The following is a 21838-nucleotide window of genomic DNA, read 5'->3' as shown; positions in this document are numbered from 1 at the left end:
CGTCCACGACGATCGACACGATCCGGAGCGAGAGCGTGCCCCGTCAGGTCTACTTCTACGACCAGCCCGAACGGTTCGTGGCCGGCACCGTCGGCCAGCCCGGCGCCCGGGCGTTCTACCTCCAGGCCAGCGCCCGGGGACGGATCACCAGCGTGCTGCTGGAGAAGACCCAGGTCTCCGCGCTCGCCGAGCGGATCGAGGAGGTCCTCGACGAGGCCCTGCGCCGCAGCGGCGGCGAGGCCGCCATCCCGGCCGCCGCCCCGCAGGAGCTGCTGGACACCGCGCCGCTGGACCTGCCGCTGGAGCAGGAGTTCCGGGTCGGCACGATGGCGCTGGCGTGGGACACCGTGGACAGCTGCCTGGTCGTCGAGGCGCAGGCGCTGATCGAGGAGGAGGAGGGCGAGGAGGCGGGCGCCGCCGTCTTCGAGGACGACGAGAACGGCCCCGACATGCTCCGGGTGCGGCTCTCCGGCGCGATGGCCCGGGTGTTCGCCAGGCGCGCGCTGGACCTCGTCGCGGCCGGTCGCAAGCCCTGCCCGTTCTGCAACCTGCCGCTCGACCCGGAGGGCCACCTGTGCCCGCGCGCGAACGGGTACCGGCGCTGAACACGTCGCCCGCCCCGGTCGGCGGGACCGAGCCGCCGCGCGCCGACCCCGCCGGGGCCGCCGCCCTCGCCGCCGACCCGTCGACCGCGCTGCGGCTGCTGCGGGAGGGCGCGCTGACCGTGCACGGCCGGCTCACCGACGCCTCCAACGCGGCCCTCTACTGCACCGTCGCCGTCGACGGTGCCGACGGCACCGACGGCCTCCGCGCGCAGGCGGTCTACAAGCCGGTCGCCGGCGAACGCCCGCTCTGGGACTTCCCGGACGGCACCCTGGCCGGCCGGGAGGTCGCCGCCTACGAGCTGTCCGCCGCCACCGGCTGGGGGCTGGTCCCGCCCACCGTGCTGCGCGACGGACCGCACGGCCCCGGCATGGTGCAGCTGTGGGTGGAGCCCGATCCGGACGCGGACCCGCTGCTCGCGCTCCAGGACCCGGCCGGCCCCGAGGACGGCTGGCTGCCGATCGTCCGGGCCGAGGTCGGCGACGGGCGCACCGCGCTGCTGGTCCACCCTGACGACACCCGGCTGCGCCGGCTCGCGGTGCTGGACGCCGTCCTCAACAACGCCGACCGCAAGGGCGGCCACCTGATCCCGGCCGCGGACGGCCGGATCTACGGCATCGACCACGGCGTCACGTTCCACAGCGAGGGCAAGCTGCGCACCCTGCTCTGGGGCTGGGCCGGGAGCCCGCTGCCCGAGGAGGCGGCGGCGGTGCTGGCCGGGCTGGCCGGGCAGCTGGACGGCGCGCTGGGGGAGCGGCTGGCCCCGCACCTGACGGCGGCCGAGCTGGACGCGACCCGGGCCCGGGTCGCGGCGCTGCTCGCGGCCGGCACCCATCCGCTGCCCTCCGAGGACTGGCCGTCCATCCCCTGGCCGCCGATCTGACGGTCCGCCGGGCCGTCCGGCCTTCGAACCCCGGGCCGGGCGGCCCGCCGGACCACCCGTCCACGGGTCCCGGTACCGGACAGTGGTCTGGACCGGTGCCGGGTCCCGGCCGCACACTGCGACGATGGACGAGCGACGGACCACCCCCCACCTGGACCTGCCGCTGCACCGCCTCCAGGTCCCGCTGCCGCATCTGCTCCCGTTCGCGATCGGCAGCTTCGACACCATCGGCCCGCTGTCCCGGGCCGGCTTCCCCCACCGGCACTCCTTCTTCGAGATCGTCTACGTCACCGGCGGCCGCGGCGCCCACGTCCTGGACCTGGTCCAGCGGCCGCTGCAGCCGCCGCAGTTGTGCGTGATCGCACCCGGCCAGGTGCACCACTGGGTGGACGCGGACGACCTCACCGGCCAGGTCGTGCTGTTCAACGAGGACTTCCTCCTGACCAATCCGCAGGACCTCGCCGCGCTGCGCGCCCTGGCCGGACGCCCGGCGGTGCGGCTGGGCGAGCAGGCCGGGCCGATCGCCGCCTTGCTGGCGGACATGGAGGCCGAGTACCGGGCCCGCCCGGCGGGCTATCCGGGCGTGCTGCGGGCCAGTCTGCACATCCTGGTCGTCCGCGCCCTGCGGGCCTGTGCGCCGGTCGGCCCGGGGGCGCTGCCGGGCCGCACCGGCGACCTCGCCGCCGCGTTCACCCGGCTGATCGCCGACCCGGGCGGAGTGCAACGCTCGGTCGCCTCCTGCGCCCAGGAGTTGGGGGTCTCCGCGGGGCACCTCCAGGCGACGGTCAAGCAGGCGACCGGCCGGACGCCGGGGCGGCTGATCCGCCAGCAGCAGACGCTGGAGGCCAAGCGCCTGCTGGCCTGCACCGAACTGACGGTCCGTCAGGTGTCCCGCGAGGCCGGGTTCGGCGACCCGGCGTACTTCTGCCGGTTCTTCCGCCGGGAGACCGGGATGACCCCCGGGGAGTTCCGGGCCAAGGTCGGAGGAAATCACCACGATCCCCGGATCACGTCCATCGCGGCAGGTCCGGACGGCCCGTAGGTTGACTGTCGGCCACCGGCGGACCGCCCGGCGCGAGCGGGCGGCCCGCCGGCCCGGTCCTTGTCATGCCCCCACCATGGCAAGGGCCGTCATTCCATCGACACCGGCAGATCCCCCACACCCACAGCGAAGGAGTCGGCGCATGCCCGCGTCCGAAGAGCCCGTCACCGGGACGGACGGTCCCACCGACCGCCGGATAAGCCGCAAGACCGTCCTCCGGGCAGCCGCCGTTCTCGGCACCGCCCCCCTCCTGGTCGGCGGCGGCGTCGCCCTGGCCCGCGATCGGGTCGGCACCGGCGAGATGCCGGACTTCACCCCCGAGTGCCACGACGGCGACGCCCCGACCATCGAGCAGACCGAGGGGCCGTACTTCAAGCCCAACTCGCCGCTGCGCACCTCGCTCATCACCGACAGCACCCCGGGCACCAGGCTCACCGTCAGCGGCTACGTCTTCGGCCGCGCCTGCCTGCCCCTGTCCGGCGTCCTGCTGGACTTCTGGCAGGCCGACGTGAACGGCGCCTACGACAACGCCGGGTTCACCTTCCGCGGCCACCAGTTCACCAACGCCCAGGGCGCGTTCAGCCTCACCACGATCGTGCCCGGCCTCTACCCGGGCCGCACCCGGCACATCCACGTCAAGCTCCAGGCGCCCGGCCGGCCGGTGCTCACCACCCAGCTGTACTTCCCGAACGAGCCGCGCAACAGCACCGACACGATCTACGACGCGCGGCTGCTGATGAACGTCCGCCAGGTCGGCTCGGCGAAGGAGGGCACGTACGACTTCGTGCTCAACGTGCCGCAGACCCCGACTCCGACCGCCACCCCCACCGGCCCGACCACCCCGCCCACCAGCACGCCGCCCACCACGCCGCCGGGCGGGAGCTGGGCCGCGGGCACCTTCTACAACGCGGGCGACCGCGTCACCTACGGCGGCGTCTCCTACCGGTGCCTCCAGGGGCACACCGCCATCACGGGGTGGGAGCCGCCGAACGTGCCGGCCCTCTGGCAGCGGTTGTAGCGGCTCCGGCCGCCTGCCCGCAGGGTCGCGGGCGCCCGGTCGGCGGCAGGGCCGACCGGGGGCCCGTCCGCCCGGACCGCCCCGCGTGGCCGTGCGCGGGGCGGTCCGGCGCGGTTCCGACGTGGCTCCGGCGCGGTTCCGGAACGGTGCCGCGCCGGCGGCCCGGCGACGGATTCCGGACACAATCGGTCAGGAACCGCCCGGGCCGCGAAAGCAGACGAATCCAGTCGATCTTGCCGACTGGTTAGGCTTTCAAATGTTCTCAAGGTTAAAGTCGATCCCATGCATGCCTGGCCCGCCTCCGAGGTTCCCGCCCTGCCTGGTCAGGGGCTCCCCCTTCGAATCCACGACACCGCGACGGGAGGCATCCGGGAGGTCGTGCCGCAGGACGGCGCAGCCCGGATCTACGTCTGCGGCATCACGCCCTACGACGCGACCCACATGGGCCACGCCGCCACCTACAACGCCTTCGACCTGGTGCAGCGGGTGTGGAAGGACGCCGGTCACGACGTCCTCTACGTGCAGAACGTCACCGACGTCGACGACCCCCTGCTCCAGCGCGCGGTCGAGACCGGACAGGACTGGGTGGCCCTCGCCGAGCGCGAGACCGCGCTGTTCCGCGAGGACATGACCGCGCTGCGGCTGCTCCCGCCGGCCCACTACATCGGCGCCGTCGAGTCCATCCCGTGGATCGTCCCGCTGGTCCAGAAGCTGCTCGCGAGCGGTGCCGCCTACGAGCTGGACGGCGACATCTACTTCTCGGTCGAGTCCGACCCGACCTTCGGCGAGGTCTCCGGCCTCACCCGCGAGGCCATGCACCCGGTCTTCGCCGAGCGCGGCGGCGACCCGGACCGCCCCGGCAAGCGCCACCCGCTGGACGCCCTGCTGTGGCTGGCCGCCCGCCCCGGCGAGCCCGCCTGGGACACCGAGCTCGGCCACGGCCGCCCCGGCTGGCACATCGAGTGCGTCGCGATCGCCCTGCAGTTCCTCGGCATGTCCTTCGACATCCAGGGCGGCGGCAGCGACCTGTCCTTCCCGCACCACGAGATGGGCGCCGCGCACGCCCAGGTCGCCACCGGCGCCCACCCGTACGCCCAGGCGTACGTGCACGCCGGCATGGTCGGCCTGGACGGCCACAAGATGTCCAAGTCCCGCGGCAACCTGGTCTTCGTCTCGGCCCTGCGCCGCGAGGGCGTCGACCCGGCGGCGATCCGGCTGGCTCTGCTCTCGCACCACTACCGCGAGGACTGGGAGTGGACCAAGGGCACCCTGGACGAGGCCGTCGAGCGGCTCGCCCGCTGGCGCGCCGCGGTCTCCCGCCCGGACGGCCCGCCCGCCGAGCAGCTGCTCGCCGAGGTCCGGGCCGCGCTCGCGAACGACCTGGACGCCCCGGCCGCGCTGGCCGCGGTGGACCGCTGGGCCGCCGCGCAGGAGAGCGACGGCGGCACCGGGGTCGACGCCCCGGGCCTGGTCACCCGCACCGTGGACGCGCTGCTCGGCGTCGCGCTGTAGGGCGCGTCACCGTACGAACGCCGGAGGGGCGTCGAGGCCAGTGGCCCCGGCGCCCCTCCGGCGTTCGTACGGCGTTCCCGCGTCTGCGGGGAGGACTCAGTCCTCCTCGGCGCCGTCCTGGCTCTCCCGGGCCGCGGGCGGCTCCGGCTCGGCCGGCCGCTCCGCGGTGGCGTGCCCGGCGACGGGCTTCTCGCCGGTCGGCCCGACGTTCTCCCGGCGCCGCAGGTACCGCTCGAACTCCCGGGCGATCGCGTCGCCCGAGGCCTCCGGCAGCTCCGCGGTGTCCTGCGCCTCCTCCAGCTGCTGCACGTACTCGGCGACCTCGCTGTCCTCGGCGGCCAGCTGGTCCACGCCCAGCTGCCACGCCCGGGCGTCCTCGCCGAGCTCGCCCGGCGGGATGCGCAGGTCCAGCAGGTCCTCCAGCTTGTTGACCAGCGCCAGGGTGGCCTTGGGGTTCGGCGGCTGCGCGACGTAGTGCGGCACCGCCGCCCACAGCGTCACGGCCGGCACCCCGGCGTGCGTGCACGCCTCCTGGAGCACCCCGACGATCCCGGTCGGGCCCTCGTAGCGGCTCTCCTCCAGCTCCAGCCGGCGGGCCAGGTCCGGGTCCGAGGTGACACCGCTGACCGGCACCGGGCGGCTGTGCGGGGTGTCGCCGAGCAGCGCGCCCAGGATCACCACCAGCTCGACGCCCAGCTCGTGCGCGAAGCCGAGCAGCTCGCTGCAGAACGAGCGCCAGCGCATGCTCGGCTCGATGCCGCGGACCAGCACGACGTCCCGGGTGGTCGGCTCGGTGACGCGGATCACCGAGAGCCGGGTGGTGGGCCAGGTGATCCGGCGCACTCCGCCGTCCAGCCAGACGGTGGGCCGGTTGACCTGGAAGTCGTAGTACTCCTCCGCGTCGAGCGCGGCGAACACCTTGCCGCCCCAGGTCTCGTCCAGGTGCGCCAGCGCGGCCGAGGCGGCGTCACCCGCGTCGTTCCACCCCTCGAAGGCGCACACCATCACCGGGTCGATCAACTCGGGAACTTCCTCCAGCTCGATCACCCAGCGTCTCCCTCCGGTCGGCGGCCACCGCGCCACCCGGCCGGGAATGCCCGGGTGCCGGCGGTCGGAAGCCGACGGTCGAACCTCTCGTCACCCATGGAACGCCTCGCTCCATGGTCCCTACCTGCCCAGCCTACGGGCTTTGAAGCGCCGTTCCGCCGGGCCACCGGGACAGTCTGGGCGAGGGGGCGGCCACGATCCAGCGGTTATCCCGGCGGGCCCCGGGGGACCGCCCCGGGTCCGGCCGCGCCCGGGCGGCGGGACGGCGCGATGATGGGTGGTGGGGCCGGGCGCGCAGGGTGTGGAGGAGCCGGCTGATGAGCGGATGGCGATGGACGGCGGCCGGGGCGGCCGGGGCGACCGTCGTGGTGGCGGCGGCGGTCACGGCGGGGCTGGCGGCGGCGGTGCTGGCCGCGGGCCGACGGCTGCCGGTGGAGCACGTCAGCGAGGGCGGGCTCGAACTGGACCGGCCGCCCGCCGAGGTCTGGGACGTCCTGACCGCCGTCGACCTCTTCCCCGCCTGGCGCCCGGGGCTGGCACACGTCGAGCGGCTGCCCGCCACCGCCGCGGGTCACCCCCGCTGGCGCGAGTACGGCAAGCACGGCCACACCACCTACGAGGTCGTGGAGAGCGCCGCCCCGCACCGCCTGGTGACCGGCATCGCCGACCCGGACCTGCCCTACGGCGGCACCTGGACGTACGTGCTGACGCCGGCGGGCCGGGGCTGCACCCTCACCGTCACCGAGCACGGCGAGGTGTACCAGCCGCTCTACCGGGCCGTCTCCCACTACCTGACCGGCGAGGGCGCCACCGTCCACCGCTACCTGGGCGCGCTCGCCGACCGGATGGCCGCGGCGTAGGAGGGCCTCAGCGGACCCAGTCGCGCCGGTAGTCGGCCCAGTTCTGCTCGGTGGCGGCGAAGTCCACGTACAGGCCGACGCCGAAGTTCGGCCGGTGCGGGTCCTGCCGGCCCAGGCCCAGCCGGATGCCCCGGATCCCGGCGGGCACCGTCTCGGCGCGGCCCCGGTGGCCCCACTTGTCCTCCCAGTAGAACGGCAGGCCCATCAGCAGGTCGGTCTCCGCCGGGGTGGCCTCCAGGGCGAGTTCGGTCTGGTAGGCGTTGTAGGCGCCGTAGAACCCCTCGGTCGGCATGCTGGAGTCGTAGGTCATCACCGCGATCTGGTCGACCCGGCGGGCGGTGGCGGTGAAGTACGCCTGGTCCCACCACTTGCCGTGGTCGGTGAGCGCGATGGCGACCGTGTGCTGGTAGGGGAGCGGGTCGAGCTGCGGGACGGCGACGGACAGTTTCGCGCCGCGCCCGGCGGTGACCGGGCGGACCTGGTCGAGCAGGGCGAGCCAGCCGGCGGAGCCGGGCCGGATCGGCTCCATGTCGAAGTGGACGCCGTCGAAGCCGAGGTCCAGGACCTGGCGGGCGGAGGCGGTGACCCGGTCGCGGGTGGCGGCGTCCTCCAGGTCCAGGGCGTCCTTCTCGGGCTTCACCTCGTCGCCCAGCCAGCTCTGCACCCGGAGGCCGGGCAGCGCCCGGTGCGCGGCCTCGGTGAACCAGCGCGCCCGGGGGTGCACGGCGGGCGGCAGCGAGCCGTCGTGCTCCAGCGGGCCGGTGTGCACGTAGAGGTCGCGGACGCCGGTGCCGGCCAGCCGTTCGGCGAGGGCGGCGACGTCCGCGTCACTCTTCCGGCCGTCCACCCAGGCGTGGCCGAGCCAGAGCGCGTCACGGCCGCGGCTGCGGGCCTCGGGGGAGGGGTCGCCGACGTACTGCAGGCGCAGCGCGAGCGCCGCCGAGCCGACCGGGACCAGCACCACGGAGAGCGCCGTCAGCGCCACCACCAGGCTTTTGCGCCGTCGCGACCAGCCCCGCCAGCGGGACCCGAGGGCCCGGCCGAGGGCGGCCGCGGCGCGCCCGGTCCGCCGGGCTCCGTCTCGTACGACTGTCCGGATCCTGGTCACTCGGTCGTTCCCCCCTGTTCGGCCGAGCGTTCAGGATACGGAATAGGTGGCCTTCTCCCGGCGGGGGCCGGATACCCTGGCCACGTGCGTCCCCGATTCAGCGGGTTCGCAAAGCCGACAGCCGTCGCACCCAGGGAGAAGCCCCATGGCCATTGCCGCCAGCCCGTCCGTCACCCCGCAGAGCCGCGCGAACGCGCTGCGTGAGGCACTGGCCACCCGGGTGGTGGTCGCCGACGGAGCGATGGGCACCATGCTCCAGGCACAGGATCCGACGCTGGAGGACTTCCAGAACCTGGAGGGCTGCAACGAGGTCCTCAACCTGACCAGGCCCGACATCGTCCGCTCCGTCCACGACGCCTACTTCGCGGTGGGCGTGGACTGCGTGGAGACCAACACCTTCGGCGCCAACTTCTCCGCGCTCGGCGAGTACGACATCGCCGACCGGATCTTCGAGCTCTCCGAGGCCGGTGCCCGGCTGGCCCGCGAGGCCGCCGACGCGCACGCCGCCGAGGACGGCCGGACCCGCTGGGTGCTCGGCTCGATCGGCCCCGGCACCAAGCTGCCGACCCTGGGCCACGCCCCGTACGAGGTGCTGCGCGAGGGCTTCCGGGTGAACGCGGCCGGTCTGATCGCCGGCGGCGCGGACGCCCTGCTGGTGGAGACCAGCCAGGACCTGCTGCAGACCAAGGCCGCGATCCTGGGCTCCAAGCAGGCCCTGGCCGACGCGGGCCTGGACCTGCCGGTGCTGGTCCAGGTGACGGTGGAGACCACCGGCACCATGCTGCTCGGCTCGGAGATCGGCGCCGCGCTGACCGCGCTGGAGCCGCTCGGCGTCGACTACATCGGCCTGAACTGCGCCACCGGCCCGGCCGAGATGAGCGAGCACCTGCGCTACCTGGCGAAGAACGCCCGGATCGGCCTGTCCTGCATGCCCAACGCGGGCCTGCCGGTGCTGGGCAAGGACGGCGCGCACTACCCGCTGAGCCCGTCCGAGCTGGCCGACGCGCACGACGTGTTCACCCGCGACTACGGCCTCTCGCTGGTCGGCGGCTGCTGCGGCACCACCCCCGAGCACCTGCGCCAGGTGGTCGAGCGGGTGCAGGGCCGCCCGGTCGCCCCGCGCGAGCCGCGCCCCGAGGCGGCGGCGTCCTCGCTGTACCAGTCGGTGCCGTTCCGCCAGGACACCTCGTACCTGGCGATCGGCGAGCGCACCAACGCCAACGGTTCGAAGAAGTTCCGCGAGTCGATGCTGGCCGGCGACTGGCAGGCCTGCGTGGAGATCGCCCGGGACCAGATCCGGGACGGCTCCCACCTGCTGGACCTCTGCGTGGACTACGTCGGCCGCGACGGCGTCGCCGACATGAAGGAGATCGCCGGCCGGCTGGCCACCGCCTCCACCCTGCCGATCGTGCTGGACTCCACCGAGCCGGAGGTGCTGCGGGCCGGCCTGGAGTCGCTCGGCGGGCGCGCCGTGCTGAACTCGGTGAACTACGAGGACGGCGACGGCCCGGAGACCCGCTTCGGCCGGATCGCCTCGCTGGCCCGCGAGCACGGCGCCGGCCTGATCGCGCTGACCATCGACGAGGAGGGCCAGGCCCGTACCGCCGCCAAGAAGGTCGAGATCGCCGAGCGGCTGATCGCCCAGCTGACCGGCGAGTACGGCGTCGACGAGGGCTCGATCCTGGTCGACTGCCTGGCCTTCACCCTGGGCACCGGGCAGGAGGAGTCGCGCCGGGACGGCATCGAGACCATCGAGGCGATCCGCGAGCTCAAGCGCCGCCACCCGGACGTGCAGACCACCCTCGGCCTGTCCAACATCTCCTTCGGCCTCAGTCCGGCCGCCCGGATGGTCATCAACTCGGTCTTCCTGAACGAGTGCGTCGACGCCGGCCTGGACTCGGCGATCGTGCACGCCTCCAAGATCCTGCCGATGGCGCGGATCCCCGAGGACCAGCGCGAGGTCGCGCTCGACCTGGTGTACGACCGCCGCAGCGAGGGCTACGACCCGCTCCAGAAGCTGCTGCAGCTGTTCGAGGGCGTCTCCTCGTCCTCGGTCAGGGCCTCCAAGGCGGAGGAGCTGGCCGCGCTGCCGCTGGAGGAGCGGCTCCAGCGGCGGATCGTCGACGGCGAGCGCAACGGCCTGGAGGCCGACCTCGACGAGGCGCTGACGGAGCGCCCGGCGCTGGAGATCGTCAACGGCACGCTGCTCGCGGGCATGAAGGTGGTCGGCGAGCTGTTCGGCTCCGGCCAGATGCAGCTGCCGTTCGTGCTCCAGTCGGCCGAGGTCATGAAGACCGCGGTGGCCCACCTGGAGCCGCACATGGAGAAGTCCGACGACGAGGGCAAGGGCACCATCGTGCTGGCCACCGTCAAGGGCGACGTCCACGACATCGGCAAGAACCTGGTCGACATCATCCTGTCGAACAACGGCTACACCGTGGTCAACCTGGGCATCAAGCAGCCGGTCTCGGCGATCCTGGACGCCGCCCAGGAGCACCGGGCGGACGTCATCGGGATGTCCGGCCTGCTGGTCAAGTCCACCGTGATCATGAAGGAGAACCTGGAGGAGCTGAACCAGCGCAAGCTGGCGGCCGACTACCCGGTGATCCTCGGCGGCGCCGCGCTGACCCGCGCCTACGTCGAGCAGGACCTGCACGAGATCTACGAGGGCGAGGTCCGCTACGCCCGGGACGCCTTCGAGGGCCTGCGGCTGATGGACGCGCTGATCGCGGTCAAGCGCGGCGTGCCCGGCGCCACCCTGCCGGAGCTCAAGCAGCGCCGGCACGCCCGGGTCGAGGTCGAGGAGCCGGAGGAGGTCAACCTCGGCCAGATCCGCTCCGACGTCGCGGTCGACAACCGGGTGCCCGAGCCGCCGTTCTGGGGCGACCGGATCGTCAAGGGCGTGCCGTTCGCCGACTACTCCTCCTGGCTGGACGAGGACGCGCTGTTCAAGGGGCAGTGGGGCCTCAAGGCGGCCCGCAACGGCGAGGGCCCCTCGTACGAGGAGCTGGTGGAGACCGAGGGCCGGCCGCGGCTGCGGATGTGGCTGGACCGGCTGCAGACCGAGGGCTGGCTGGAGGCGGCGGTCGTCTACGGCTTCTACCCGGCGAACTCCAAGGGCGACGACCTGATCGTCTTCCACGAGGACGGCAGCGAGCGGACCCGCTTCACCTTCCCGCGCCAGCGGCGCGGGCGCCGGCTCTGCCTGGCCGACTTCTTCCGCCCGGAGGAGTCCGGGGTCCGCGACGTGCTGGGCCTCCAGGTGGTCACCATGGGCAACCGGATCTCCGAGGCGGCCAACGAGCTGTTCGCCGACAACTCCTACCGGGACTACCTGGAGCTGCACGGCCTGTCCGTCCAGCTGGCCGAGGCGCTGGCCGAGTTCTGGCACGCCCGGGTCCGCTACGAGCTGGGCTTCGGCGACGAGGACCCGCAGGACGTCAAGGACATGTTCGCGCTCAAGTACCGCGGCGCCCGGTTCTCGCTGGGCTACGGGGCCTGCCCGGAGCTGGAGGACCGCGCCAAGATCGCCGACCTGCTGAAGCCCGAGCGGATCGGCGTGGTGCTCTCCGAGGAGTTCCAGCTGCACCCCGAGCAGTCCACCGACGCGATCGTGATCCACCACCCGGAGGCCAAGTACTTCAACGCCCGGTAATGCCCACGCTGCGCAGCGTTCGCTTCATTCGGGGTCCCCGGGCGTATCCTTGATGATCCTGAACGGGCCGGTCCGCTCAAAAGCGGGCCGGCCTGTGCCATCCCCGGGTCCGATCCGGGCACGGACGGAAGGATCCCGCCAATGACCACCATCTCCACCGCCACCCCGACCCTCGGCCGCGGCGACGACGACCGGGGCCTGCAGGCGGTGCTGCTGGACATGGACGGGACGCTGGTCGACACCGAGGACTTCTGGTGGCAGGCGGAGGCCTCGCTCTTCGCCGAGCTGGGTTTCGAGCTGACCGCCGAGGACCGCGCCCACGTGGTCGGCGGCCCGATGACCCGGGTCATCGACCACCTGCTGGCCAGCACCGGGGTGGACCTCTCGCCGGCCGAGCTGACGGTGCTCATCAACCGGCGCTTCGTCGACCTGCTGGACGGCGGGGTGCCGCTGATGCCGGGCGCCGAGCGGCTGCTCAACACGCTCGCCGCGCACGGCGTCCCGGCCGCCCTGGTGTCCGCCTCGCACCGGCACATCATCGACATCGTGCTCCGCTCGCTGGGCGCCGAGCACTTCGCCTTCTCGGTCGCGGGCGACGAGGTGGCCCGCACCAAGCCGTACCCGGACCCGTACCTGGAGGCGGCCCGCCGGCTCGGCGCCGACCCGGCCCGCTGCGTGGTGGTGGAGGACGCGCCGACCGGGGTGCGGGCCGCCGAGGCGGCCGGCTGCCCGGTGATCGCCGTCCCCTCGGTGGCGCCGATCGAGCCCGCGCCGGGGCGGCTGGTGCTGTCCTCGCTGGAGCAGGTCGATCTGGAGCTGTTGCGCTCGCTGGTCGCCTCGCGAGTGTGATTGTCGTCTCATTGCGGACCGGCCGTACCGCCCGGTAAGCGGACGGAACCGGCCGGGCCGGGAGACTGCCCGGGGAGAAAACGGGCATTGCCTGACAACTCGTAGGAGAGGCCAGCCCAGCGCACCCGCCCGTGTCCCAACTGTCACCTGTGCGGGTATCGGGGGTGTGTGTTCGATATGGCACGCTACTCCAGTTCGTTCCACCCCCCGAGCCCAGGCACCGCCGCTGACGGGCACCCCCGTCGTGCCCGCGGTCGCAGCCCCGCACCCAGAAGGACGCGACCCGTGAAGACTTCCGCTGAACGACTGGCCGTGCTCGGCTGCGCCGGAATCGTGGCCGTTTCGGTGGCCGGCTGCGGCTCGGTGACCGACGCCGTCAAGGGCGAGGGCGACAAGGCGATCACCCTGGGCACCACCGCGACGACCACCGCCCTGGACCCGGCCGTCGCCTACGACGCCGGCTCCTGGCTGCTGCTGCGCAACACCTTCCAGTCGCTGCTGAGCTACCCGGCCGCGTCCAGCGCCCCCACCCCGGACGCCGCGCAGGCCTGCGAGTTCACCGCCGGCGACGCCACCCAGTACCACTGCACGCTCAAGACCGGGCTGAAGTTCTCCAACGGCCACGCGCTGACCTCCGCCGACGTCGTGCACTCGATCCAGCGGACCCTGAAGATCAACGACGCCAACGGCCCGGCCGGCCTGCTGTCGTCGATCAAGACGGTCGAGGCGGTCAACGACACCGAGGTGCTCTTCCACCTCGCCCAGCCCGACGCCACCCTCCCGGCGAAGCTGGCCGGCCCGGCCGGCGCCATCGTCGACCAGGAGGTCTTCCCGGCCGACAAGGCGCTGTCGAACGACAAGCTGGTCGGCTCCGGCCCGTACAAGATCGACTCGATCGAGGCGACCCCGAAGAGCGGCCCGGCCAAGGTCGTGCTCCTGCCCAACGACAAGTACACCGGCGACGCCAAGCTGCGGAACAAGAAGTTCGTGCTGCGCTACTTCGACAAGCCGGCCGACCTCAAGACCGCGATCGACAACGGCGAGGTCGACCTGGCGGACAACAGCCTGGAGCCGAACACCGCCGCGCAGATCCTCTCGGACCAGCAGGGCGGCAAGACCGACCTGCGCGTCGTCGAGGGCGACAGCAACGACACCCGCTACCTGGTGTTCAACACCAAGGACGCCACCGCCGGCAACGTCGCCGTCCGCCAGGCCGCCGCCCAGCTGGTCGACCGCAAGGCGCTGGCCCGCGACGTCTTCGCGCGCACCGTCCAGCCGCTGTACTCGATGGTCCCGGCCGGCGTCACCGGCCACAACACGGCCTTCTTCGACCGCTACGGCGACCAGGACCCCGCCAAGGCCAAGGCCATCCTCGCCGCCGCCAAGGTGGCCACCCCGGTCAAGCTCAGCCTCACCTGGTCGCGCTCGCGCGCCGAGGCCGTCGAGGCCGAGACCCTCAAGAAGCAGCTGGAGGCCGGCGGCCTGTTCCAGGTCACCGTCCAGCAGGAGCCCGACTGGGACGCCTTCAAGAAGGGCTGGAACGAGAGCAAGTACCAGATGTACCTGATCGGCTGGTTCGCGGACTACCCGGACCCCGACAACTACGTCGCGCCGCTGATCGTCGACGGCGGTGCGTACCACCACGGCTGGGACGACAACCGGATCAGCCAGAAGCTGGTGCCCGACACCCTCAAGCAGACCGACCGGGCCACCGCCAGCAGCCTCTACGGCCAGATCCAGGGCATCGTGGCCGAGAACGCCCCGCTCATCCCGCTGTTCCAGAACAAGGCGTTCTACACCTCCCGGTCCAACATCACCGGCGTCGAGTCGACCGTCGACACCACCGGCTTCTTCCGCTTCTGGGAGATCGGCCGGGTCGGCAAGGGCAAGTGACCCGAGGGGCCGGCGCCCCGACAGCACGACGGAGCGGCCCGCCCGCTCCCACCCCGGACCGGGGCGGGAGCGGACGGGCCGCTCCGTCGTGCGCGCCTACAGCGCGCCGGGCCGCACCAGGCCGCTCTCGTACGCGTACACCGCCGCCTGCACCCGGTCGCGCAGCTGCAGCTTCGTCAGCACATGGCCGACGTGCGTCTTCACCGTCGTCTCGCTGACGAACAGCTCCGCCGCGATCTCCGCGTTCGACAGCCCGCGCGCCACCAGCTTCAGCACCTCCAGCTCCCGCTCGGTCAGCGCGTTCAGCGCCTGCGGCGGCGCCTCCTCGCCCGAGGGCAGCTTGGTGGCGTACATGTCCAGCAGCCGCCGGGTGATCGACGGCGCCAGCATCGCCGCGCCGTCCGCCACCACCCGGATCGCCTGCACCAGCTCCTCGGCCGGCACGTCCTTCAGCAGGAAGCCGCTCGCACCCGCGCGCAGCGCCTCCACCACGTACTCGTCCAGGTCGAAGGTGGTCAGCACCAGGACCTTGGCCGGGCCGTCCCGACCCGGACCGGCGATCCGGCGGGTCGCCTCCACGCCGTCCATCCGCGGCATCCGGATGTCCATCAGCACCACATCGGGCTGCAGCGCCCGCACCTGGTCCAGCGCCTGCTGGCCGTCGCCGGCCTCGCCGACCACCACCAGGTCGGACTCGGCCTCCAGGATCATCCGGAAACCGGTGCGCAGCAGCGGCTGGTCGTCGACCAGCAGCACTCGGATCGTCACCTAGGACTCCTTGCTCGTCTGATCCCCGGTGGGATCGTCCTCGTCGGGCGTACGCGCCAGGGGCAGCGGGTACGGCGGGGGCGTGCCGCCGAACTCCGGACAGCTGGCCCGGTGGTCGCACCAGTCGCAGAGCCGGTTGCGGGTCGCCGGGAAGTCGCCGGTCGCCACCGCCAGGCCGATCCGCTCCCACAGCGCCAGCAGCTTGCGCTCCACGGCCAGCAGGTCCGCCTCGTCCGGGTCGTAGCTGACCACGTCCCCGCCGCCGCCCAGGTAGACCAGCTGCAGCCGCCGGGGGAGCACGCCCTTCCAGCGCCAGACCACCAGCGCGTAGAACTTCATCTGGAACATCGCCCTGCCCTCGAAGTCCCTCGAGGGAGCCCGGCCCGTCTTGTAGTCCACCAACCGGACCTCGCCGGTCGGCGCGACATCGACCCGGTCGATGTACCCGCGCAGCAGCAGCCCCGACTCCAGGGCCGTCTCCACGTAGAGCTCGCGCTCCACCGGGTGCAGCCGGGTCGGGTCCTCCAGCCGGAACCACTGGGCGACCAGCTTCTCCGCGTCCCCCAGCCAGCGCGTCAGCGCCGCGCCGTCCGGGTCCTCCGGGAACAGCCCGGCCAGCTCCGGGCGCTCGCCCAGCAGCCGCTCCCACTGCGGGCGCAGCAGCCCCAGCGCCCGCTCCGGCGTACGGTCCGCCGCCGGGGAGTCGAACAGCCGCTCCAGCACCGCGTGCACCAGCGTGCCCCGGGTCGCCGCCGGACTCGGCGGCTCCGGCAGCCGGTCGATCACCCGCAGCCGGTACAACAGCGGGCAGGTCAGGAAGTCGCCCGCGCGCGACGGGGACAGCCCGGTCGGGGCCGCCGCCGCCCGCGCCGGGGCCACGACGGCGCTGCTGGTCTCGGTCTGCTGCATACCCCAGACCCTATTGCCCTGCGCTGTCATCCCGCTGCCACGGTGCTGCCGTCGGAGGCCTACGGGTGGGTATGAAGGCAGTGGGAAGGCGAGGGGCGCGCGCCGGACGACCGCCCCGATCACGTAGCGTGGGCGCACCGGCGCGCGGCGCGCGCCGGTGGCAGACGGACGAAGGGAACACGGTGAGCGACTCCAGTGGCCGGCGGACCTCCGACCAGCCACCGCACGACAGCGGCACCCGGCCCGGGCCCCCGCCGCCCGAGGACCCGGAGCCCCGCGGCGGCATCCTGATGGGCCGCCCCTTCGGCGTACCGATCTACGTCACCCCGTCCTGGTTCGTCATCGCCGCCCTCATCACCTGGGTCTTCGGCGGCCAGCTCGACCGGGTGCTGCCCGAGCTCGGCGCCGCCCGCTACCTCCTCGCCTTCTTCTTCGCCGTCGCCTTCTACGGCTCGGTGCTGATCCACGAACTCGCCCACACCCTGGTCGCCCTGCGCTACAAGCTCGGCGTGCGCCGGATCCAGCTGCAGTTCTTCGGCGGCGTCTCCGAGATCGAGAACGAGGCCGAACGCCCCTGGCGCGAGTTCTGGCTCGCCTTCGTCGGCCCGCTGCTCTCGCTCGTCCTCGGCGGCGTGTTCTACCTCGCCCTCCAGGCCGTCGAGCTGTCCACCGTCCCCGGCGTCCTGCTCACCGGCCTGATGGTCTCCAACCTCGTCGTCGCCGCCTTCAACCTGCTGCCCGGCCTGCCGCTCGACGGCGGCCGGATGCTGCGCGCCGTCGTCTGGGCGGTCACCGGCCGGCCGATGACCGGCACCGTCGCCGCCGCCTGGGCCGGCCGGGTGCTCGCCGTCGCCGTCCTGATCGGCCTGCCGCTGGTCAGCTCCGCCCGCGAACTCGACCGCAGCCGCACCGACACCCTGGTCGACGCCGTCCTCGCCGCCGTGCTCGCCGCCATCATCTGGAACGGCGCCACCGGCGCCCTGCGCAACGCCCGGCTCAAGGAGGTCCTGCCCGGCCTGCGGCTGCGCGACCTCGCCCGCCGGGCCGTCGAGGTCACCGCCGACACCCCGCTCGGCGAGGCCATGCGCCGCGCCCACGAGGCCCAGGCCGGCGCCGTCGTCGTCGTCGACGGGCGCGGCGAGCCGATCGCCCTCGTCCGCGAGTCCGCCGTGCGCGGCATCCCCGAGCACCGCCGACCCTGGGTCGCCGTCGGCCCGCTCGCCCGCGACCTCGAACCCGGCCTGCGGCTCCCCGCCGACCTGGCCGGCGAGGACCTGCTGCGCGCCGTCCGCGCCACCCCCGCCGGGGAGTACCTGGTGGTCGAGGCGGACGGACGGGTGTTCGGCGTCGCCACGCTCACCGACATCGAACAGCGGCTCACCGCCGCCGTCACCGGCCGCTGAGACGGTCGCCCCGCGGGGCGCGGAGGGCCACCCGGCAGCGCGCGGACGATCACCTGGTCGGGCGGACGGCGCGCTTCCCTTAGGATTGTCCGCATGTCCGAACCGACCGGTGCCACCCGCCGACGCGGGCCCTTCCAGGTCGGGGACCAGGTCCAGCTGACCGACCCCAAGGGCCGCCACTACACGTTCACGCTCCAGGCCGGGAACCAGTTCCACACCCACAAGGGTGCGTTCCCCCACGACGAGCTGATCGGCGCCCCCGAGGGCACGGTCGTGCGCACCACGGGGAACGTCCCGTACCTCGCGCTGCGCCCCCTGCTCCCCGACTACGTCCTGTCCATGCCGCGCGGCGCCGCCGTGATCTACCCCAAGGACGCGGGGCAGATCCTGGCGATGGCCGACATCTTCCCGGGCGCCCGCGTGGTCGAGGCCGGCGTCGGCTCCGGCGCGCTGTCCACGTACCTGCTGCGCGCCGTCGGCGACACCGGCCTGCTCGCCTCGTACGAGCGCCGCCAGGACTTCGCGGACATCGCGCAGTCCAACGTCGAGCGCTACTTCGGCGGCCCGCACCCGGCGTGGAAGCTCACCGTCGGCGACCTCCAGGACAACCTGGTCGAGACCGACGTCGACCGCGTCATCCTGGACATGCTCGCCCCCTGGGAGTGCCTGGACATCGCCTCCAAGGCGCTCGTCCCCGGCGGCCTCATCTGCTGCTACGTGGCCACCACCACGCAGATGTCCCGGACCGTCGAGGCGCTGCGCGAGCACGGCACCTACACCGAGCCGCAGGCCTGGGAGACCATGGTCCGCACCTGGCACCTGGAGGGCCTGGCCGTCCGCCCGGACCACCGGATGATCGGCCACACCGGCTTCCTGCTCACCGCCCGGCGCCTCGCCGACGGCGTCGAGCCGCCGCTGCGCCGCCGCCGCCCGGCCAAGGGCGCCTACGGCGAGGAGTACGACAACGGGGCCCCCGAGCCCACCCTGCAGGAGCGCGCGGCCGCCCGGGCCGCCGCCCGCACCGGGAGCGCCGACCAGGTCGACCTCGGCTGAGAACAGCTACCGGAGGGGTGGTACGGCATCGCCGTACCACCCCTCCCGCGTTCCCGCACACCCCGACACCTCCCGGCCGCCCCGGTGTGGGACGATGCTCGCTCACACAGACCACTGGAGGGGACGCCTGGTGGAGACCGCGGTCGGGACGACGGCTGGACAGCGGACCGCGACGGGCCGCACCGGCCCCGGTCGGGGGCGCACCACCCCCTGGCACTGGGGCGTCACGGTGGGCGGCTGCGCCGCCGTGGTGGCGGCCGCACTGGCCGCCGGCCCCGCCGGCGGCACCACCGGGCCCGCCCGGCCCACCCCCAGGGCCCTGCCCGCGGCCGCCGCGCCCGATCCGGCCCGGGCCGAACTCCCGCTCGACTGCGGGCCGTTCCCGGTGACCATAGCCGTGAGCTTCGCCGCCGACCTCGGCGACGGTAGGCCCGGCACCGTCGCCGCCGCGCACTGCGCGGCCGGGAACGGCACCCCGCCCGACGGCGTCTTCCTGCTCGGCCCCGGCCCCGGCGGCCGCCCCGCCGTCCTCGCCACGCTGCTCTCGGAGCGCGAGAACCTGATCGTCAGCCGGCTCGCGCTGCGTTCGGACGGCGCCATCACCGGCCACGCGCAGGGGTATTCGAGCGACGAGGTGCCGCGGTTCGCCCCCGACATCTCGCTCGACCTCACCTGGACGCACAAGGGCGGCGCCTGGGACCGCTCCCAGACCGCCGCCCCACTGGCCCTCACCTGACGGACCCGCGCCCGCCCGGCGTCGGGCGGATGCCCGCCCGGAGCCGGGCCCCGGCCTACTCGGCGTCGGGCCCGAAGACCTCGACCCGGTCGTTGGCCCGGCGCACGTGGATGCAGTCGCCGGGGCAGTCCTTCACCGAGTCCACCACGTCCTGAAGCAGCGTCAGCGGCACCGGCACGCTCTCGCCCGGCTGCTGGCGCAGCTCGTCGTCCTCGCCCTTCACGTAGGCGAGGCCGTCGATGTCCAGCTCGAAGACCTCCGGCGCGTACTGCACGCAGATGCCGTCGCCGGTGCACAGGTCCTGGTCGATCCAGACTTCCAGCGGCTCGGCCGCCTCCGTCGTCCCGTTCACCGACATGTTTCGTCCGCCGTTTCTGTCCCGGGACGCCCCGTCCTGGGGCATTCCCGCCATTCGTACAACGATCGGACCTCGGGCGTCGGTCGCGATCGGATATCGACTCGCTCGACGATACATCTGGTCCGCTTTGGCCGGTGCGCGGTGGGTATCCCCCTAGCAGAGGGGAAGCACGCGAGGGCGAAGATCGGACACGCCCGTTCCATCTTTCTTGATCTAGGGGTTTACGGACCCCTGGTCCCAGGTAGGGTCTGGAAGCGTCCAGCTCCCCGGAGGAGGTGAGGACCGTGGCAGCCCACGATGACGACTACAACCGCAGCACCGGCAGGCCCGCTCGTGGTTCCGACGAGGCCGCTCAGGTCTCGTACCTTGAGCAGGAAATCGCCGGACTGCGCCGCAAGCTCGCCGACTCGCCGCGCAATTCGAGAATCCTCGAAGAGCGGATCGTCGAGCTCCAGACCAACCTGGCCGGCGTGACCGCCCAGAACGAACGGCTCGCCTCCACCCTGCGTGAGGCCCGCGACCAGATCGTGGCCCTCAAGGAGGAAGTGGACCGGCTGGCACAGCCCCCGGCCGGATTCGGCGTGTTCCTCGCTCCCAACGAGGACGGCACCGCCGACATCTTCACCGGCGGCCGCAAGCTCCGCGTGAACGTCAGCCCCAACGTCGTCCTCGACGAACTGCGGCGCGGCCAGGAGGTGATGCTCAACGAGGCCCTCAACATCGTGGACGCGATGGCCTTCGAGAGCATCGGCGACCTCGTCACCCTCAAGGAGGTCCTCGAGGACGGCGAGCGGGCCCTGGTCGTCGGCCACACCGACGAGGAGCGGGTGGTGCGCCTGGCCGAGCCCCTGCGCGACATCACCCTGCGGACGGGCGACGCCCTCGCTGCTGGAGCCGCGCTCCGGCTACGTCTACGAGGTCGTGCCGAAGTCCGAGGTCGAGGAGCTCGTCCTCGAAGAGGTCCCGGACATCGACTACCGCCAGATCGGCGGCCTCGCCAACCAGATCGAGCAGATCCGCGACGCGGTCGAGCTGCCCTACCTGCACGCCGACCTCTTCAAGGAGTACGAGCTGCGCCCGCCCAAGGGCGTCCTGCTCTACGGCCCGCCCGGCTGCGGCAAGACGCTCATCGCCAAGGCCGTCGCGAACTCGCTGGCCAAGAAGGTCGCCGAGGTCACCGGCCGGCCCCAGGGGAAGAGCTACTTCCTCAACATCAAGGGCCCCGAGCTCCTCAACAAGTACGTCGGCGAGACCGAGCGGCAGATCCGCCTGGTCTTCCAGCGCGCCCGCGAGAAGGCGAGCGAGGGCACCCCCGTCATCGTCTTCTTCGACGAGATGGAGTCGCTGTTCCGCACCCGCGGCTCCGGCGTCAGCTCGGACGTGGAGAACACCATCGTCCCCCAGCTGCTCGCCGAGATCGACGGCGTGGAGGGCCTGGAGAACGTCATCGTCATCGGCGCCTCGAACCGCGAGGACATGATCGACCCGGCGATCCTGCGGCCCGGCCGCCTGGACGTCAAGATCAAGATCGAGCGCCCCGACGCCGAGGCCGCCAAGGACATCTTCTCCAAGTACCTCAAGGGCTCGCTGCCCTTCCACCCCGACGACGTCAAGGAGCACGACGGCTCGCTGGAGGCCACCGTCGCCGCCATGATCCAGTCCGTGGTGGAGCGGATGTACTCCGAGACCGAGGAGAACCGCTTCCTGGAGGTCACCTACGCCAACGGTGACAAGGAGGTCCTGTACTTCAAGGACTTCAACTCCGGCGCGATGATCCAGAACATCGTCGACCGGGCCAAGAAGATGGCCATCAAGGACTACCTCGACCACGGCCAGCGCGGCCTGCGCGTCTCCCACCTCCTCAACGCCTGCGTCGACGAGTTCAAGGAGAACGAGGACCTGCCCAACACCACCAACCCGGACGACTGGGCCCGGATCTCCGGCAAGAAGGGCGAGCGGATCGTCTTCATCCGCACCCTCGTCACCGGCAAGCAGGGCGCCGAGTCCGGCCGCTCCATCGACACTGTCGCCAACACCGGACAGTACCTGTAACCGCTCCGCCCCGGACCTCCGGAACGCACGCACCCCGTCCGGCTGTGGCGCCTCGCGGCCCCGCAGCCGGACGGCGCGTCTCGGGGCCC

Annotated in this window: 17 protein-coding genes and 1 pseudogene; 13 read left to right on the top strand and 5 right to left on the bottom strand. The window is 72.9% G+C overall.

Translation table 11 applies throughout. The annotated features are described in order from the left end of the window. The first annotated feature begins 35 nt into the window (after nt 1-35). From ACW14Y_RS11125 to mshC, 5 genes are all read left to right on the top strand, one after another. Nucleotides 36-605 (top strand): DUF3090 domain-containing protein, encoded by a 570-nt coding sequence (locus tag ACW14Y_RS11125; RefSeq protein WP_380394049.1) that lies wholly within the window; start codon nt 36-38, stop codon nt 603-605. Continuing rightward, on the top strand, nt 575-1486 hold the full coding sequence (locus tag ACW14Y_RS11120; RefSeq protein ID WP_380394046.1) for an SCO1664 family protein: 912 nt from the start codon (nt 575-577) through the stop codon (nt 1484-1486). Before ACW14Y_RS11125 ends, ACW14Y_RS11120 begins: the two co-directional genes overlap by 31 nt. Nucleotides 1487-1610: 124 nt before the next feature. Beyond that, nucleotides 1611-2528 (top strand): helix-turn-helix domain-containing protein, encoded by a 918-nt coding sequence (locus ACW14Y_RS11115; RefSeq protein WP_380308204.1) that lies wholly within the window; start codon nt 1611-1613, stop codon nt 2526-2528. A 142-nt stretch (nt 2529-2670) separates the two neighbouring features. After that, the gene (locus ACW14Y_RS11110) at nt 2671-3546 is read left to right on the top strand and encodes a dioxygenase family protein (protein WP_380308206.1); all 876 of its coding nucleotides are present in this window, start codon (nt 2671-2673) and stop codon (nt 3544-3546) included. Nucleotides 3547-3828: 282 nt separating this feature from the next. Beyond that, nucleotides 3829-5058 carry a cysteine--1-D-myo-inosityl 2-amino-2-deoxy-alpha-D-glucopyranoside ligase gene (mshC, locus tag ACW14Y_RS11105; RefSeq protein WP_380308208.1) on the top strand — a complete coding sequence of 410 codons (1230 nt, stop codon included), beginning with the start codon at nt 3829-3831 and terminating at the stop codon, nt 5056-5058. A gap of 96 nt (nt 5059-5154) precedes the next feature. Here mshC and ACW14Y_RS11100 read toward each other — a convergent pair whose 3' ends face one another. Then, nucleotides 5155-6105 carry a PAC2 family protein gene (locus ACW14Y_RS11100; protein ID WP_380311875.1) on the bottom strand — a complete coding sequence of 317 codons (951 nt, stop codon included), beginning with the start codon at nt 6103-6105 and terminating at the stop codon, nt 5155-5157. 317 nt (nt 6106-6422) lie between these two features. Here ACW14Y_RS11100 and ACW14Y_RS11095 point away from each other — a divergent pair, with 317 nt between their 5' ends. Continuing rightward, the gene (locus tag ACW14Y_RS11095; protein WP_380311872.1) at nt 6423-6965 is read left to right on the top strand and encodes an SRPBCC family protein; all 543 of its coding nucleotides are present in this window, start codon (nt 6423-6425) and stop codon (nt 6963-6965) included. 7 nt (nt 6966-6972) lie between these two features. Here the strand turns inward: ACW14Y_RS11095 and ACW14Y_RS11090 are convergent, their stop codons facing one another. Continuing rightward, nucleotides 6973-8073: a glycoside hydrolase family 18 protein gene (locus ACW14Y_RS11090; protein WP_380395036.1), complete on the bottom strand. Its 1101-nt coding sequence runs from the start codon at nt 8071-8073 to the stop codon at nt 6973-6975. Nucleotides 8074-8218: 145 nt separating this feature from the next. Between ACW14Y_RS11090 and metH the strand changes: the two genes are divergently transcribed. From metH to ACW14Y_RS11075, 3 genes are all read left to right on the top strand, one after another. Further along, nucleotides 8219-11728, top strand: coding sequence for a methionine synthase (gene metH, locus ACW14Y_RS11085; RefSeq protein WP_380311866.1), 3510 nt, complete (start codon nt 8219-8221; stop codon nt 11726-11728). 141 nt (nt 11729-11869) lie between these two features. Continuing rightward, entirely contained in the window at nt 11870-12577 is a 708-nt protein-coding gene (locus tag ACW14Y_RS11080) for an HAD family hydrolase (protein ID WP_380395035.1), read from the top strand. A gap of 285 nt (nt 12578-12862) precedes the next feature. Continuing rightward, complete coding sequence (locus ACW14Y_RS11075) at nt 12863-14470, top strand: ABC transporter substrate-binding protein (RefSeq protein WP_380311860.1); 1608 nt, start codon at nt 12863-12865, stop codon at nt 14468-14470. A 96-nt stretch (nt 14471-14566) separates the two neighbouring features. Here ACW14Y_RS11075 and ACW14Y_RS11070 read toward each other — a convergent pair whose 3' ends face one another. Beyond that, on the bottom strand, nt 14567-15238 hold the full coding sequence (locus ACW14Y_RS11070) for a response regulator (protein ID WP_030299918.1): 672 nt from the start codon (nt 15236-15238) through the stop codon (nt 14567-14569). Beyond that, nucleotides 15239-16147: a RecB family exonuclease gene (locus ACW14Y_RS11065; RefSeq protein ID WP_380395049.1), complete on the bottom strand. Its 909-nt coding sequence runs from the start codon at nt 16145-16147 to the stop codon at nt 15239-15241. A gap of 182 nt (nt 16148-16329) precedes the next feature. Here ACW14Y_RS11065 and ACW14Y_RS11060 point away from each other — a divergent pair, with 182 nt between their 5' ends. From ACW14Y_RS11060 to ACW14Y_RS11050, 3 genes are all read left to right on the top strand, one after another. After that, nucleotides 16330-17550: a site-2 protease family protein gene (locus ACW14Y_RS11060; RefSeq protein ID WP_380310248.1), complete on the top strand. Its 1221-nt coding sequence runs from the start codon at nt 16330-16332 to the stop codon at nt 17548-17550. Between the two features lie 93 nt (nt 17551-17643). After that, entirely contained in the window at nt 17644-18603 is a 960-nt protein-coding gene (locus ACW14Y_RS11055) for a tRNA (adenine-N1)-methyltransferase (RefSeq protein WP_380310246.1), read from the top strand. A 130-nt stretch (nt 18604-18733) separates the two neighbouring features. Continuing rightward, nucleotides 18734-19339 (top strand): hypothetical protein, encoded by a 606-nt coding sequence (locus ACW14Y_RS11050; RefSeq protein WP_093862725.1) that lies wholly within the window; start codon nt 18734-18736, stop codon nt 19337-19339. A 55-nt stretch (nt 19340-19394) separates the two neighbouring features. On the opposite strand, the gene ACW14Y_RS11045 is transcribed toward ACW14Y_RS11050, so the two are convergent. Next, nucleotides 19395-19691 carry a ferredoxin gene (locus tag ACW14Y_RS11045; protein ID WP_380310244.1) on the bottom strand — a complete coding sequence of 99 codons (297 nt, stop codon included), beginning with the start codon at nt 19689-19691 and terminating at the stop codon, nt 19395-19397. A gap of 290 nt (nt 19692-19981) precedes the next feature. On the opposite strand from ACW14Y_RS11045, the pseudogene arc reads away from it, so the two are divergent. Beyond that, a pseudogene (gene arc, locus ACW14Y_RS11040) lies at nt 19982-21749 on the top strand (proteasome ATPase). Nucleotides 21750-21838 lie beyond the last annotated feature (89 nt).

It is taken from the genome of Kitasatospora sp. cg17-2, assembly GCF_054031055.1.
The sequence above is the reverse complement of the archived record's forward strand: the minus strand, read 5'-3'. Positions and strand labels throughout refer to the sequence as shown.

What these genes read in the sequence shown, in the direction of transcription:
- ACW14Y_RS11095 (WP_380311872.1), top strand. Translation starts at nt 6,423, where the DNA reads ATGAGCGGATGGCGATGGACGGCGGCCGGGGCGGCCGGGGCGACCGTC.
- ACW14Y_RS11055 (WP_380310246.1), top strand. Translation starts at nt 17,644, where the DNA reads ATGTCCGAACCGACCGGTGCCACCCGCCGACGCGGGCCCTTCCAGGTC.
- mshC (WP_380308208.1), top strand. Translation starts at nt 3,829, where the DNA reads ATGCATGCCTGGCCCGCCTCCGAGGTTCCCGCCCTGCCTGGTCAGGGG.
- ACW14Y_RS11080 (WP_380395035.1), top strand. Translation starts at nt 11,870, where the DNA reads ATGACCACCATCTCCACCGCCACCCCGACCCTCGGCCGCGGCGACGAC.
- ACW14Y_RS11065 (WP_380395049.1), bottom strand. Translation starts at nt 16,147, where the DNA reads ATGCAGCAGACCGAGACCAGCAGCGCCGTCGTGGCCCCGGCGCGGGCG.
- metH (WP_380311866.1), top strand. Translation starts at nt 8,219, where the DNA reads ATGGCCATTGCCGCCAGCCCGTCCGTCACCCCGCAGAGCCGCGCGAAC.
- ACW14Y_RS11110 (WP_380308206.1), top strand. Translation starts at nt 2,671, where the DNA reads ATGCCCGCGTCCGAAGAGCCCGTCACCGGGACGGACGGTCCCACCGAC.
- ACW14Y_RS11115 (WP_380308204.1), top strand. Translation starts at nt 1,611, where the DNA reads ATGGACGAGCGACGGACCACCCCCCACCTGGACCTGCCGCTGCACCGC.